Here is a 14,272-nt window from a genome sequence, read left to right as displayed (position 1 = left end):
GTCACGTCATACTGGTGAGCATAGTCAACGACCTTCTTGGTGAGGGCTACATTCTCCTCGTAGGGGAGGTGGGAGCCGTCGATCATTACCGACGAGAAGCCGTGGTCGATGCAGTCCTTGCATAGTTCGAAGCTGTCACCGTGGTCGAGATGAAGCACGATCTGGGGATGCTCCCAGCCGAGGCTCTTTGCATAGTCAACGGCACCCTGTGCCATGTAGCGGAGCAGGATGGGGTTGGCGTAGTTGCGGGCACCCTTCGATACCTGGAGGATGACGGGCGACTTGGTGTCGGCAGCGGCTTTGATGATAGCCTGGAGCTGCTCCATGTTGTTGAAGTTGAATGCAGGGATAGCATATCCGCCATGTACGGCTTTGGCAAACATCTCACGGGTGTTCACAAGGCCGAGGTCTTTATAACTTACCATGTCTGTTTAAATTTTATGGTTTGACGTATTCGCTTGATTGATAGAGGCAGGACGCAGGGTTGCTTTCTGTGCCTTACCTTGCTGCAAAGTTAACAAACAAATGCAATATGTCATAGCAAAAATTCAGTAATTTGAGGCGTGATGACGAAAAAAGGCGTCGCGTGTAAGCGGACGCCTTGTAAGATTGAAGTGTGGTGCCTCGGGATTACTCGCCGGGGATGATAGCTTCGCTGGGGCAAACCTCGGCGCAGCTGCCGCATTCGATACATGTGTCGGGATCGATGTGGTAGATATCGCCCTCGGAGATAGCCTCTACGGGGCATACGGGAAGGCATGTGCCGCATGCAACACACTTGTCAGTAATTACGTAAGCCATTTCTGTTTAAGTTTTTAGATAATTATACGAAAGTTCTTTGTGGATAATATGTCGCAAAGTTATATTATTTCTGCAAATCAAGCCATTTTTTTTCATAAAAAAGTTCTGGCCGTTCGGGCGATTGTCCGTTTAGGCATGCATAAGGGACAACCAACCGTGACCCAATATTGTTAATCGCATATAAAAACTATTGAATCATGAAAGGAAAAACGAGTTTCTGGATGCAGTTCTTCGCTCTTGCCGCGGGGATTGTGCTGATCTGCATGCACGACAGGATCAATCTGGTGCAGTGGGTCATCGTGTTTGTTGGAGTTATGTTCGCCATACCCGGCGTATGCGGTCTTATCGAGGCGCTTGCCGGGCGTAATAGGAATAAAGGTAAAGGAAGCGCTGCGGTGCCGGTTTTGGCATCGTTAGGCTCGCTTATCATCGGAGTCATAATGATATTTTGCCCTGTTCCGTTCGAGGCTGTGTTTGTCTATTTCCTCGCTGCGGTGCTCATCCTTGGCGGTATATGGCACATATGGGTGTTGGCTGTCGGTGTGCGGCCTCTCACTCTTCCCGGATGGCTTTATGTACTGCCTGTCCTTGTCGCGGCGGCTGGAATAGTAATTCTTGTAACTCCTGTCAGGGAAACAGAATCGATATTCACTCTGATTGCAGGGATAGCGCTCGTATGCATCGCTGCCAACGGGCTTTTCATATATCTTGCTTCATATGGCATGCGACGCGAAGCGGTCGTGGAGGGGCATCATGTGCAGGAGGAAGTCGTTCAGGAGCCGCAACTGCAAGGGCATGACGCCGATATGATGCCGGCGGAGATTCCGGATCATATCGATAAACACCCTTCCGTGGATGATAATGCATAAGTGGCAGGTTATTCCGGAGCTATGGCAAGCTCTGGGAAACGTGCTCTCACGTAGCTGCACACAAGTTCGGCCACGCTGTCCATAGGCATCGAAGCTGAATCTATGGTGAGATGGTAGCTCGCTGCATCCCCCCAGGTTTTATCTGTATAGAAGTTATAGTAACTTGCGCGCAATTTATTGGTCTTTTCCGATATTTCGCGCGCTTTTTCCGGAGTAGTTCGGTCGCCTCGTCGCATTATGCGGGCGATTCTTGCCTCGATAGGCGCATGCACGAAGATGTTGATGCATCGGGGAAAGTCGCGCAGCACATAATCGGCCGAACGACCCACTATTACACATGAATGTTTCCTGGCAAGCGAACGTATCAGTTCCGACTGTGCCTTGTAGAGGTTGTCGTCGCTTATGGAGGAACTTCCCGCATAGGCATTGTAAGGAGAATAGCCCATTGCGAATGAGAACATGCCGCTTAGGAATTTAGGAAATTTCTCATCGTTGCGTTCGAAGAAATCGACGCTTACGCCCGCGTTCTTGGCCGCTTGGAGCAGTAGTTCCTTGTCGTAGAAAGCTATGCCGAGCTTGTCGGCTACGAGGCGTCCCAGTTCGCGTCCGCCGCTGCCGAACTGTCGTCCGATGGTTATCACGAAATTGGATGGTATGGTTGGCTGCATTTTTATTAACAGGCTGAATCGGTTCCAAAAAAATGATGTTGCAACCGTAAAGTTAGTTTTTTTAAGTAACTCGCAAAAATTATTTTATATTTCCGATGAGAGAATTTTCGCGTGATTTTTGCTCGATTAAGAAGGAGTGTAGCGAGCTACACGTTATCGCGAAGCGCTTTTGGGCCGGCGAAAAAGACTGATGAAGAGGGCGAAAAGCACCGGAAATTCTCCGGCGGCAATATAAAGCTTTAGAAATTATCATATGCGCAATAATTTTTGTGAGTTACTTATCTCTAAAATTCTTATCTTTGCCACAAACTTTCCTGATTTCTCATTATGAATGAAGATTTGAAAAAGACCGTGGGCAAGGATCCTGACGGACTTCTTACATATGAATATATAGCCAATCATATCGGAGAGATTGACGGTGTGCTTGACGAACTTGTCGACAACATGATTGGTGCGGACCTTAACGGCCAGTTCCTCGTGAGCGCTGCCCATTATCTCCACGCTATAGATGGAGATAAGTATCATCAGGCTATCGACCGCCTGATTGCCGCAGCCATCGACCGCGACCGCGAGCGCCGTTACATAGGTGATCTTCTTCCGGCCTTGTGGGGTGAGGATTACGCCGAGCATGTGGCAGAGCTGAGTGCAAGTGACAATAACTTCCGCCGCATCTACAAGCGTCTTTTTCCGGAGACTATAATCTGACATCGCTTTACCTTACATAATATGCTGAAATCTGCAACAAAGTGGCTCGCATGCGTGTTTACACTGGTGTCGTGGGCATGCTCGGGCGCATCTGCCACTTCCGACAATAAATCAAACCCTGAAAACCAAATGACTGAAACCGATTCAATCCCAACTGCCACCGCTCCTGCCGCCGGCGATGTGCTGGTAGATATCTCTACCACCGCCGGTGATATACAGGTGCGTCTGTTCGGCGACACTCCGCGCCATCGTGATAATTTCCTCAAACTCGTGAAAGAGGGCTTCTACGACGGCGTCCTCTTCCATCGTGTCATCAATGAATTCATGGTTCAGACGGGTGACCCCGACTCCAGGAACGCCGCTCCCGGCAAAAGCCTCGGAACGGGAGGACCCGGCTATACCATCGAATCGGAGATAGTATATCCGCGCCACTTCCACCGTAAGGGCGCTCTCGCAGCCGCCCGTCAGGGCGATCAGGTCAACCCCGAACGTCGCAGTTCCGGCTCGCAATTCTATATAGTGACGGGAAAGGCTTACAACGAAAGCCAACTCAAGCAGATGGAGGGGCAGATGAAGATGATGCAGCAGCAGGACATATTCAACCGTCTCGCAGCCGAACGCCGCAGCAAGATAATGGAGCTGCGCCGCAATAATGACCAGGCCGGCATACAGAAGCTCCAGGAGGAGTTGATCGCCATCACCGAGAAAGAGGCTGCCGCCAATCCCGTGGCTCTGACTCCCGAACAGCGCAAAGCCTACAGTACCATCGGCGGTACGCCCCATCTCGACGGACAGTACACCGTATTCGGAGAGGTCACCAAGGGGCTTGATGTCGTCGACAAGATACAGCAGGTGCCCACCGGAGCCGCCGACCGTCCCCTTGAGGATGTGAAGATACTGAAAATTACAGTAGTTAAATAAACATGGCCACCCGGTTTACCCTTCCCAACGGACTTCGGGTTGTACATCAGCGAGACAGTGCCACCGCAATGGTGGCACTTGACATACTATATAATGTAGGCGCGCGCGACGAAGATGAGTCACGCACAGGCATGGCTCATCTTTTCGAACACCTGATGTTCGGAGGATCGGTCAATATTCCGGACTTCGACGGGGCTATAGAGAAAGCCGGAGGCCATAATAATGCCTGGACCAACCAGGACTACACTAATTTTTACGACATCGTGCCCGCTCAGAATGCCGAGACGGCTTTTTGGCTCGAAAGCGACCGCATGTTGTCGCTCGCTTTTTCCGACAAGGCTCTCGAAGTGCAGCGCAACGTAGTCATGGAGGAGTTCAAGCAGGTGTGTCTCAACCAGCCATACGGTGACCTCGGTCATCATCTGTCAGCCCTTGCCTATACTACTCACCCATACCGCACGCCCGTGATAGGCAAAGAGCTTGAACACATCCGTGGCGTCACCCAGGAGCATGTGCGGGAGTTTTTTCATTCTCATTACGCCCCCAACAACGCTGTGCTTGCCGTCACCGGCAATATCAGCATCGATGACACGCGCCGTCTGGCCGAGAAATGGTTCGGGCCTATTCCCCGAAGGGAAGTTGCTCCGCGCCTATATGACGCGGAGCCGGAGCAGACAGCTCCGAGGCGGATGGTGGTCAGCGGCCCCGTGCCGCAGACGCTCGTGGTGGTCAGCTATCCGATGCCGGGATGCTTCCATCCCGACTATGCGGTATGCGACATAATCACAGACCTTCTCGCCGCAGGGCGCACATCCCGTTACTATCGCAGGCTCATCATGTCGACCGACCTTTTTGCCTCGGCGGATGCGTCTATCACCGGTTCGGAGGAACCCGGGCAGCTGCTCCTGCAAGGCATGCTGCAGCCCGGAATCGCACCCGACGAGGCTTGCGAGGCTCTGATAGACACGGCGCGTTCCCTCATATCCGATCCGCCCTCGGAGCATGAGTTGCAGAGAGCCGTCAATTGCTTCGAGGCACGGCAAGTAATGGGCAACGTCAGCTACGTGAATCTCGCCTCGATGCTTGCCATGGACGAGATGCGCCATACCACACAGCAGCAGACCTTGGCACGGTATCGCGCCATCGCGCCGTCCGACGTGGCGCGTGTCGCCGCCGAGGTATTTCGTCCTGAGCGTCGTTCGGTACTGGTATATCAGCCGTCCGAATACGATTCCGCTGAAGTGTCTCCGGATGTTGAGGCACATGCATGACAGGGACGGAAATCAGCCGGTTGATGCCGTTTTTTTGAAAAAAATAAGAATAAATTTAAATTATCTCTAAAAAATACCTATATTTGGCTTCTTAAAGCTAACTAACCACCATTATCATTATGGAATTGCGTGACCATGCTTCTTCGGAACTCGAAAATGTAAAACCCGAAGAAGTTTCCTTGTCCGTGGAGATCCCTGCCGATGCTCCACTTGTAAATGACGAGACTGTAGACTCAGGCGTCAATGAAGAACGTGAAAAAGAGACTGATGCCGCTCAAACGGATGTTTCTGCCGAAGAGGAATGTGCCGAAGTGACCGACGGCGACGCTTCTGCTCCCGACGTGGCCTCTTGCCGTCCTGCCTCTAAAGAAGAGGTAATCGATAGGCTTGCGGAGATTTCGTTGCGTCCTGCCGCTGAAATCAGTCGCGATGAGGTGACGCGCCTGCGTCAGGCTTTCCACGCACTCCGTAAGAATGAGCTTGTCGCAGAAAAGGAGGCATTCATTGCCGCCGGTAACGAGGAGGCCGACTACCTCCCCGCCCTTGATCCGCTCGAAGAGCGCCTTGGCGAGCTTCTCAACAACATCAAGGCTGCAAAGGCGTTATTCCTTGTGAAGCAGGACGAGGAGCGCCGCGGGAATCTTGCCCGTAAGCGCGACATAATAAAGGAACTCGATGAGATGGCCGCCGACACCGACAACGTCAACCGTCATTTCCCGCGCTTCCGTGAGCTCACACAGGCTTTCAAGGACGCAGGCGATGTGCCGCCGACCGATGCAACCGACGTGTGGCGCGATTATCAGGCTGTGGTGGAGCGTTTCTACGATCAGCTCAAGGTCAACAAGGACCTGCGCGACTACGATTTCCGCAAGAACCTCGATATGAAACAGCTTCTTATCGATGAGGCTCAAAAGCTTGATGCCGAAAGTGATGTCGTTACGGCCTTCCGCCGTCTCCAGGATCTTCATGAAAAATGGCGCGACGTAGGCCCTGTGGCAAAAGAACTGCGCGAGGAGATCTGGAATCGCTTCAAGGAAGCGTCAGCTGTAATCAATAAGAAATATCAGACATTCTTTGAGGAGCGCAAGGAACGCGAGCGTGAGAATGAGGAGAAAAAGACTGCCATATGCGAGCGGGTGGAAGCAATTGATCTCTCCACTCTAACCGCACATTCCGCATGGGAACAGGCCACCAAAGAGATCATTGCGGCCCAGGAGGAGTGGAAGAAGCTCGGATTCGCCTCCAAGAAGGTCAACAACGCTTTGTTCGCCCGCTTTAGAAAGACGTGTGATGATTTCTTCACGGCAAAGGGCGAATATTTCCGTCGTGTCAGGGATGCTCGCAACACCAATCTTGAACGTAAGATTGCCCTCTGTGAGCGTGCGGAGGCTTTGAAAGACAGCACCGAATGGAAAAAGACCGCAGAAGAGATGGCACGTCTGCAACAGGAATGGAAATCGATCGGTGCCGTCGACAAGAAGCATAGCGATGCCGTGTGGCGTCGTTTCCTTGACGCATGCGACTATTTCTTCGACGCACGCAAGAAGGCTACGTCGGGCCAGCGGCGCACCGAGCGTGAGAATCTTCGTGCCAAGGAAGAGGTGGTGGCATCGCTCAAGGCTATCGCTGACGACACTCCCCGTGAGGAGGCCATCGCCAAGGTGAAGGAGCTGCAGGCCGCATGGCAGGGCATAGGACATGTGCCTTTCCGCGACAAGGATAAGATCAACGAGGAGTACCGTGCGGCCGTGGGACGCCTCTACGAGCATTTCGACATACGTGAGAAGCGTGCCCGCATGGAAGCTTTCGCAGGGAATATCCGCGAAATGCACGGTGACGAGAACCGCCTCGGACGCGAGCGCGAGAGGCTCGTACGCGCCCTCGAACAAAAACGCGCGGAAATTAAGACTTATGAAAATAATTTGGGCTTCTTTAACGTTACCTCTAAGAGCGGCAACGCCCTGCTTCGCGACATGGAACGCAAGATCGAGCATCTTAAGGAGGACCTGAAATCTCTCGAAGAAAAAATCCGCCTTATCGACAGCAACATTTAAGCAAGTCGGTATTTACGGCCTTCTTAAAAGCATGTGTGGCGTCCGGTTGCCTAAGGGCATTTTCGGAGCCGCACATGTTTTTTCATAAGCCGTGAACAGAAAAGGTAAATACGGAAAATATCTCTCATATATCGAGGCGGGTGCGGGGTTCCTGATAGTCAATCTCGCATTCGCGGTGGCATGTCTTTTCGACACCGACATCGTCGGATTCCGCTGGAAGGTGACTTGGCTCGTGGTAAACGTCAGCTATCTGCCGGTGGTGATGATGTTCAGCCGCATACCGATGCCTCGTTCGATACATGTCGACTGCGTTGTCATCCGCTCGGTGGAAGGTGTAGGGCTGCATGCGCTGTTCTTCTTCGCCCTTCTTACATTCCTGGACTCATGGGTGCACAATGATTCGTTCTACCTCTGGTTCTACGGACTTATGCTCGCCCTGTTGCCGTGCGGACTGGTGGCTACGCGAATGCTCGTGAAGCGTTTCCGGCGCAAGGGCCGCAACTACAGCAATACCGTGATTGTAGGCACCGGGGAGACTGCCCATCGCCTGCGTGCCGAGATGTTGGCCGATGCAGGCTATGGCTATAAGTGCCTCGGATTCTTCGCTGTGAGCCGCGACATGATACCTCCGGGCGAGCCTATGTGCCTCGGCACGATTGACGACCTTGAGGAATTCATCGTCAAAAACGATGTGAACGAGATTTACTACGCCGAACCGGGGGAGCGGTATGCTCCCATGAAGCGGGTGATGCGTATTGCCGAGGACCATGTGGTGCGCTTCTTCTACGTGCCATTGCTGAATGCATATGTGAGCCGTGCGGCGCAGCTTTCCAACATCGGGCAGGTGTCTGTGCTTGACATTCACCCCGATCCGCTGTCGGGATGGATGGCGCGTACGGTAAAGCGCACGTTTGACATTGTGTTCTCGTCGGTGGCTCTATTGTGCAGCCCTGTAGTGTTCATCCCGGTGGCGATAGCCATAAAGCTTTCGTCGCCAGGGCCTGTTTTCTTCAGGCAGAAACGCACAGGCTACAAAGGCCAGGAGTTCATGTGCTGGAAATTCCGCACAATGAGAGTCAACAGTAAGAGTGACGACCTGCAGGCGACACGTGGCGACAGCCGCATCACCAGGGTAGGGGAATTCCTTCGCCATACCTCTATTGACGAGCTTCCACAGTTTATCAACGTGTGGCTCGGCGATATGTCTGTGGTTGGGCCACGTCCGCACATGATCAAACACACCGACGATTATCGCAAAATAATCGATAAATATATGGTGCGCCACTTCATCAAGCCGGGAATCACAGGGTGGGCGCAGATACGCGGCTTCCGGGGTCAGACCGAGGAGCTTTGGCAGATGGAGAAGCGCGTGGAATGTGACATCTGGTACATGGAAAACTGGAATTTTTTCCTCGACATCAAAATAATCGTGCTCACGATAGTCAACGCCATACGCGGAGAGGAAAACGCATTTTGAATTTTGCCGTTTTGCAGGATATAGACACCACTTGATTGTTTGACCATGCCGCATCCGATAGACATACTGCGCAAGTTGCACAACTTCCCTGATGAGATAATCGACCGCGTGCGCGAGCTGATGGTCGAGGAGCATGTAAAGAAGGGACATTGCATAGAATTCGTGCGTCAGTCGCCCGGAAGAGGGACTGCCTTCTATATAAGGAAAGGTGCGGCGCGCACGTTCTATATCGACAAGGGGCGCGAATATACTCTGTCATTTGCTTTCGACGATGATTTCATCATGACCAACACGCTGCATGGGGTCGGGATAGAAGCACCGGTCAACGTGATGTTTCTCGAGGATACCGATCTGGTCACTTTCGTTCACAGTGAGATGCATCAGACTATACATGAAGGTATATTTGAGGTCAATCCGCTTGAATGGACCATGTTTCTGAACGCTGTCCTCTATGAATATGCAGGATATCTCGAGGAACGTCTGTTTCATCTCTACAACACTTCCGCGCGTGAACGATATGAATGGATCATGTCACGCTATCCGCGTCTGGCTGAGGTGGCTACAATGACACAGATAGCTTCCTACCTCGGCATAACCAAGGAGACTCTTTACAGGATACGTGGCGGTAAATACACTGCGTTGACTTGAGTTGTATGTCTGTTGTCATTGTTTTTCAACATTTAATTTTAATTAACTACGAAGTATGATATATATCATATTTTAATCGTTGATGTGTGAGTAACTTTGCATCGCGAAAATAGTCTATGAATATTATTCAATATTTTATGGCATTATTTATTGCGATTTATCGGTGACAGGTTTGTCCGGCGCGGACTTCGGTTCCGCTTTTTCGATATTCTCCAATCAATAGGTATATTAATCAAAGTTATATAAGTATTTAAAGCAACGTTATGAAATTGAATTCCGCAAAGACAGTCGGAACTTCGCTTATTGCCGGGGCAACGATGATTCTCGCCTCGTGTGGCGGAGGTCAGCAACAGCAGCAGATGCCGGTACCGCAGATTGCCACTATGACAGTGGAGTATGGCAATTCCGAACTTGAAAGCGCTTACCCTGTCACCATCAAAGGACGTACTGACATAGCCATCCGTCCGCAAGTATCAGGATTTATCACAAAAGTACATGTCGATGAAGGCCAGCAGGTGCATAAGGGCCAGGTGCTTTTCACCCTCGATCAGGTGCAGTTCCAGGCAGCGGTAGATGCCGCACAGGCTGCCGTGCGTGTGGCTGAAAGCGCAGTCAGCACTGCCCGTCTTACTGCCGACAACAAGCGTCGGCTCTACGACAAGAATATCATAAGCGAGTATGAATGGCAGATGGCCGACAACCAGCTCAAGCAGGCACAGGCACAGCTTGCATCGGCCAAGGCGCAGCTCGTCACGGCTCAGAAGAATCTGGCCTATACAGTGGTCACCGCACCCAGCGACGGCGTGATAGGTTCGATTCCCAACCGCGAAGGTTCGCTTGCGTCTCCCTCGTCGGCCCAGCCGCTCACCACGGTCAGCGATAATTCAGAAGTCTACGCTTACTTCTCCCTCAACGAAAAAGATATACTCGGTATGACCGAGAATGGCGCACGCAGCCTCAACGCTTCTGTCGACTCGATGCCGGCAGTGTCGCTACGCCTTGCAAACGGCGAGATATACCCTGAAAAAGGTAAGGTGGCTACTGTGAGCGGTGTGATTGACAACACCACCGGTGCAGCCACGGTACGTGCCCTCTTCAAGAATCCTTCAGGAATGCTACGCAGTGGCTCTACCGGTTCGGTGCTGATCCCCAATGCGTTTGAGAAGGTGATCATAATTCCGCAGGGAGCTACGAGCGAATTGCAGAATATCCGCTTTGCATATGTGGTCAACGACAGCAACAAGGTTGTGGCTACCCCTATCCAGGTATCTCCGATTTCCGACGGCAAGAACTTCATCGTGGTTTCCGGTCTTGAGCCCGGCCAGCGTATAGCCGTCGAGGGTGTCGGCACAGCCGTCAGGGACGGCATGACCATACAGCCGGTCGACGCCGCCTCGCAGCAGCCTCAGGCTCAGCAGGCTCCCGAAGCTGCCAAGGAATAATGGTAGTGCCACAACATAAAGTTTTCACAACACTCAATCGGACATGAAATTAGATACGTTTATTAACCGTCCGGTGCTATCCACGGTTATATCAATTTTTATAGTTTTGTTGGGTCTGATTGGTCTTTCATCACTTCCAATTACCCAATATCCCGACCTGGCCCCACCCACCATACGTGTGTCGACCACATATACGGGTGCCAATGCCCAGGCCGTGCTTAACTCTGTGATTGCTCCTCTCGAGGAGTCAATCAACGGTGCTGAGGGCATGACCCACATGGAGTCTACCGCCACCAATACCGGATCGGCCGACATCACTGTCTACTTCAAGCAGGGTTTCAATGCCGACATGGCCGCTGTCGATGTCCAGAACCGCGTGGCTAAGGCAACCAACCTCCTCCCCGCCGAGGTTACACAGGTGGGCGTGCTCACGCAGAAGCGTCAGACCTCCATGCTCATGGGCGTGGCCCTCTATTGCGACAACGGCGAATATGACGAGGTATTCATCGACAACTACATGAAAATCAATGTCATCCCGCAGTTGCAACGTGTTAACGGTGTGGGTGACGTGATGTCGTTCGGTGCCGACTACTCGATGCGTGTGTGGCTCAAGCCCGATGTCATGGCGCAGTACAAGCTGATGCCTACCGACATCGCCGCAGCCTTGAAGGAACAGAACGTCGAGGCTGCTCCTGGTGCATTCGGCGAACAGGGCGACCAGTCGTTCCAGTACACGATCAAGTATAAGGGTCGCCTCACCACTCCCGAGGAGTTTGAGAACATCGTGGTAAGCGCCAATTCCGACGGCCAGGTGCTCTACCTCAAGGATGTGGCCGACATAGAGCTGGGGCGTGTCACCTATGGTTTTGGTAACAGTCTCAACGGCTATCCCTCGACCTCGGCGATGATATTCCAGACCGCCGGCTCCAACGCTACCCAGATTATCAAGGACTGCGAGAAGGAGGTCAACCTCCTCGCAAAGGATCTTCCCAAGGGATTGCACTTCGCTATCCCGATGAATAACAACGACTTCCTTGAAGCGTCGATCCACGAGGTAATCAAGACCCTCATCGAGGCCTTTATCCTTGTGTTCTTCGTGACATACGTGTTCCTCCAGGATTTCCGTTCGACCATTATCCCCGCCATCGCCATACCTGTGGCACTTGTCGGCACGTTCTTCTTCATGAACCTTATCGGGTTCTCGATCAACCTTATCACCCTTTCCGCTCTCGTGCTTGCGATTGCGATTGTGGTCGATGATGCGATAGTGGTGGTCGAGGCCGTGCATGCCAAGCTCGACGTGGGCTACAAGAGCGCACGCAAGGCTTCGATCGATGCGATGAACGAGATTGGAGGCGCCATCATATCCATCACGCTCGTCATGATGCTCGTGTTCATACCCGTGTCGTTTATGCCGGGTACTTCTGGAGTGTTCTACCAGCAGTTCGGTATCACGATGGCCATAGCCATCGGTCTGTCGGCCCTCAACGCCTTGACCCTTTCGCCTGCTCTGTGTGCCGTGTTCCTCAAGGCCCATGACGACAAGACTATGAAAGAGCGTATGGGACTGGCTTACTCGGAGGCTGCCGATGCAATGAAGAAGCGCTATTCTTCGGCATGGAAACTCAATCTCCCCCCGTTGGTGACTTTCCTTTTCCTTGCCGCCACGATTACTTTCATGGTGCTTGGATGGTATCAGTTCGGTGTGATATGGAAGCTTGTAGTGGCATCCGTATGTGCGATAATCGCCATAATGGGTATATTCAGCGACCGGTTCAAGGCCGGATTCGAACTTGGCTACTCGCGCTTGCTTAAGTTCTACAACAAGGCCTCCGGATTCTTTATCCGCCATAAAATCACATCGTTCGGCATAGTCGGTGCCAGCGTGGCCATACTTGTATGGCTTATGTCCATCACTCCTACCACCCTTGTGCCCAACGAGGACACAGGCTATCTTTTCGTGATGCTCGACATGCCTCCTGGAACATCGCAGGAGCGCACCGCCAAGACACTCGACCGCATTGATGATGTGTTGAGGAAGATTCCCGGTGTCAAATATACCCAGAAGATCATGGGTTACAGCTTCCTTGCCGGACAGGGTAACACCTACGGCACGTTTATCGTGAAACTCGACGATTGGTCGGAGCGTGACGAGTCGCGCAGCAACGAGGCTATCCTGGGACAGATCTACGGTCTTACTTCTGCTATAAAAGACGGTCGTATCGTGGCATTCGCACCACCTATGATCACGGGTTATTCGCTGACCAACGGTTTCGACCTCAAGATGCAGGATAAGACCGGCGGCTCCATCGACAACTTCTATGGCATTGTCCAGAACTTCCTCAAGGAGCTTATGGCCCAGCCAGAGGTGCAGATGGCATACTCGACATTTAATCCAGCGTTCCCCCAGTACATGATCGACATCGATGCCGCAAAAGCGAAGCAGGCAGGTATAAGCCCCTCTACCATACTCTCTACGCTCCAGGGATATTATGGCGGTATGTACGTGTCCAACTTCAACCGCTTCGGTAAAATATACCGCGTGATGATGCAGGCCACCCCCGAGGCACGCGTGTCGCCCGAGACTCTTGCGAGCATCAAGATCCGCAACGGGGCAGAGATGGCGTCATTGTCCAATTTCGTAACCCTGAAGAGGGTTTACGGTCCTGACCTGCTCAACCGATTCAACATGTTTACCTCGATTTCCGTCACCGGACAGCCTGCGCCTGGCTATACTTCGGGCGACTGTCTTGCAGCCGTAGAGCGAGTGGCGGCTTCCACTCTTCCTGCTGGATTCGGCTACGAGTATTCGGGTATGACACGTGAGGAGGCAAGTTCGTCGGGCAATGCTACGGCTTTGATCTTCGGTCTCTGTCTGCTATTCGTCTACCTGCTCCTCTCCGCACAGTACGAGAGCTACATCATCCCGTGGGCGGTCATCCTGTCGATACCGTTCGGTCTTATGGGCTCCTTCGTGTTTGCCGGTATCGAAGGCATATCCAACAACGTTTACTTGCAGATTGCGCTGATCATGCTTATCGGCCTTCTCGCCAAGAACGCCATCCTTATCGTGGAGTTCGCCCTTGAACGCCGCCGTACCGGCATGGCGATCGTCAATGCCGCCATACAGGGTGCATCCGCACGTCTGCGTCCTATCCTCATGACGTCGCTCGCTCTCGTGATCGGCCTGTTGCCTATGATGTTCGCACATGGCGTAGGTGCCAACGGTAACCGTGCCCTCGGCACAGGATCTATCGGCGGTATGCTCATAGGCATGGTGCTTCAGGTGCTTATCGTTCCGGCGCTGTTCGTCGCCTTCCAGATGATTCAGGAGAAGATTTCGCCGATGAAGTGGAAGGATACCGACAACACCGGCCTTGAATCGGAAATCGAGCAGTACGCACATTAAAAAACTA

General features: G+C 52.5%; 12 protein-coding genes. 9 read left to right on the top strand and 3 right to left on the bottom strand.

All coding sequences use genetic code 11. From position 1 onward, the window contains the following. Together QZ303_RS02655 and QZ303_RS02650 are read right to left on the bottom strand one after the other, a co-directional pair. Window positions 1-425 (bottom strand): class II fructose-bisphosphate aldolase (locus tag QZ303_RS02655; protein ID WP_295728691.1); only part of this gene is annotated, 425 nt, incomplete at its 3' end. A gap of 205 nt (window positions 426-630) precedes the next feature. Continuing rightward, window positions 631-801, bottom strand: a complete 171-nt coding sequence (locus QZ303_RS02650; RefSeq protein WP_068961275.1) for a DUF362 domain-containing protein — start codon at window positions 799-801, stop codon at window positions 631-633. A gap of 197 nt (window positions 802-998) precedes the next feature. Here QZ303_RS02650 and QZ303_RS02645 point away from each other — a divergent pair, with 197 nt between their 5' ends. Next, entirely contained in the window at window positions 999-1,670 is a 672-nt protein-coding gene (locus QZ303_RS02645; protein WP_295728684.1) for a DUF308 domain-containing protein, read from the top strand. Between the two features lie 8 nt (window positions 1,671-1,678). On the opposite strand, the gene QZ303_RS02640 is transcribed toward QZ303_RS02645, so the two are convergent. After that, window positions 1,679-2,338 (bottom strand): AAA family ATPase, encoded by a 660-nt coding sequence (locus QZ303_RS02640; RefSeq protein ID WP_295728683.1) that lies wholly within the window; start codon window positions 2,336-2,338, stop codon window positions 1,679-1,681. Window positions 2,339-2,665: 327 nt separating this feature from the next. On the opposite strand from QZ303_RS02640, the gene QZ303_RS02635 reads away from it, so the two are divergent. The 8 genes from QZ303_RS02635 (at window position 2,666) to QZ303_RS02600 (ending at window position 14,265) form a co-directional block, all read left to right on the top strand. Next, window positions 2,666-3,043 carry a hypothetical protein gene (locus tag QZ303_RS02635; RefSeq protein WP_295728680.1) on the top strand — a complete coding sequence of 126 codons (378 nt, stop codon included), beginning with the start codon at window positions 2,666-2,668 and terminating at the stop codon, window positions 3,041-3,043. 129 nt (window positions 3,044-3,172) lie between these two features. Further along, the gene (locus QZ303_RS02630) at window positions 3,173-3,964 is read left to right on the top strand and encodes a peptidylprolyl isomerase (protein WP_295728710.1); all 792 of its coding nucleotides are present in this window, start codon (window positions 3,173-3,175) and stop codon (window positions 3,962-3,964) included. 2 nt (window positions 3,965-3,966) lie between these two features. Then, the gene (locus QZ303_RS02625; protein ID WP_295728676.1) at window positions 3,967-5,235 is read left to right on the top strand and encodes a pitrilysin family protein; all 1,269 of its coding nucleotides are present in this window, start codon (window positions 3,967-3,969) and stop codon (window positions 5,233-5,235) included. 119 nt (window positions 5,236-5,354) lie between these two features. Beyond that, the gene (locus QZ303_RS02620) at window positions 5,355-7,289 is read left to right on the top strand and encodes a DUF349 domain-containing protein (RefSeq protein WP_295728673.1); all 1,935 of its coding nucleotides are present in this window, start codon (window positions 5,355-5,357) and stop codon (window positions 7,287-7,289) included. A 91-nt stretch (window positions 7,290-7,380) separates the two neighbouring features. Then, entirely contained in the window at window positions 7,381-8,766 is a 1,386-nt protein-coding gene (locus QZ303_RS02615; RefSeq protein WP_295728671.1) for an undecaprenyl-phosphate glucose phosphotransferase, read from the top strand. A 45-nt stretch (window positions 8,767-8,811) separates the two neighbouring features. Then, on the top strand, window positions 8,812-9,414 hold the full coding sequence (locus tag QZ303_RS02610; RefSeq protein WP_295728667.1) for a hypothetical protein: 603 nt from the start codon (window positions 8,812-8,814) through the stop codon (window positions 9,412-9,414). Between the two features lie 263 nt (window positions 9,415-9,677). Beyond that, window positions 9,678-10,856: an efflux RND transporter periplasmic adaptor subunit gene (locus QZ303_RS02605; protein WP_295728664.1), complete on the top strand. Its 1,179-nt coding sequence runs from the start codon at window positions 9,678-9,680 to the stop codon at window positions 10,854-10,856. Between the two features lie 43 nt (window positions 10,857-10,899). Continuing rightward, complete coding sequence (locus QZ303_RS02600; RefSeq protein WP_295728661.1) at window positions 10,900-14,265, top strand: efflux RND transporter permease subunit; 3,366 nt, start codon at window positions 10,900-10,902, stop codon at window positions 14,263-14,265. The last annotated feature ends 7 nt before the right edge of the window (window positions 14,266-14,272 follow it).

The sequence above is a fragment of the uncultured Muribaculum sp. genome, assembly GCF_910583865.1.
Taxonomy (GTDB): domain Bacteria; phylum Bacteroidota; class Bacteroidia; order Bacteroidales; family Muribaculaceae; genus Muribaculum.
Note: the sequence above shows the minus strand (reverse complement) of the source record. Positions and strands in the feature narration are given on the sequence as shown.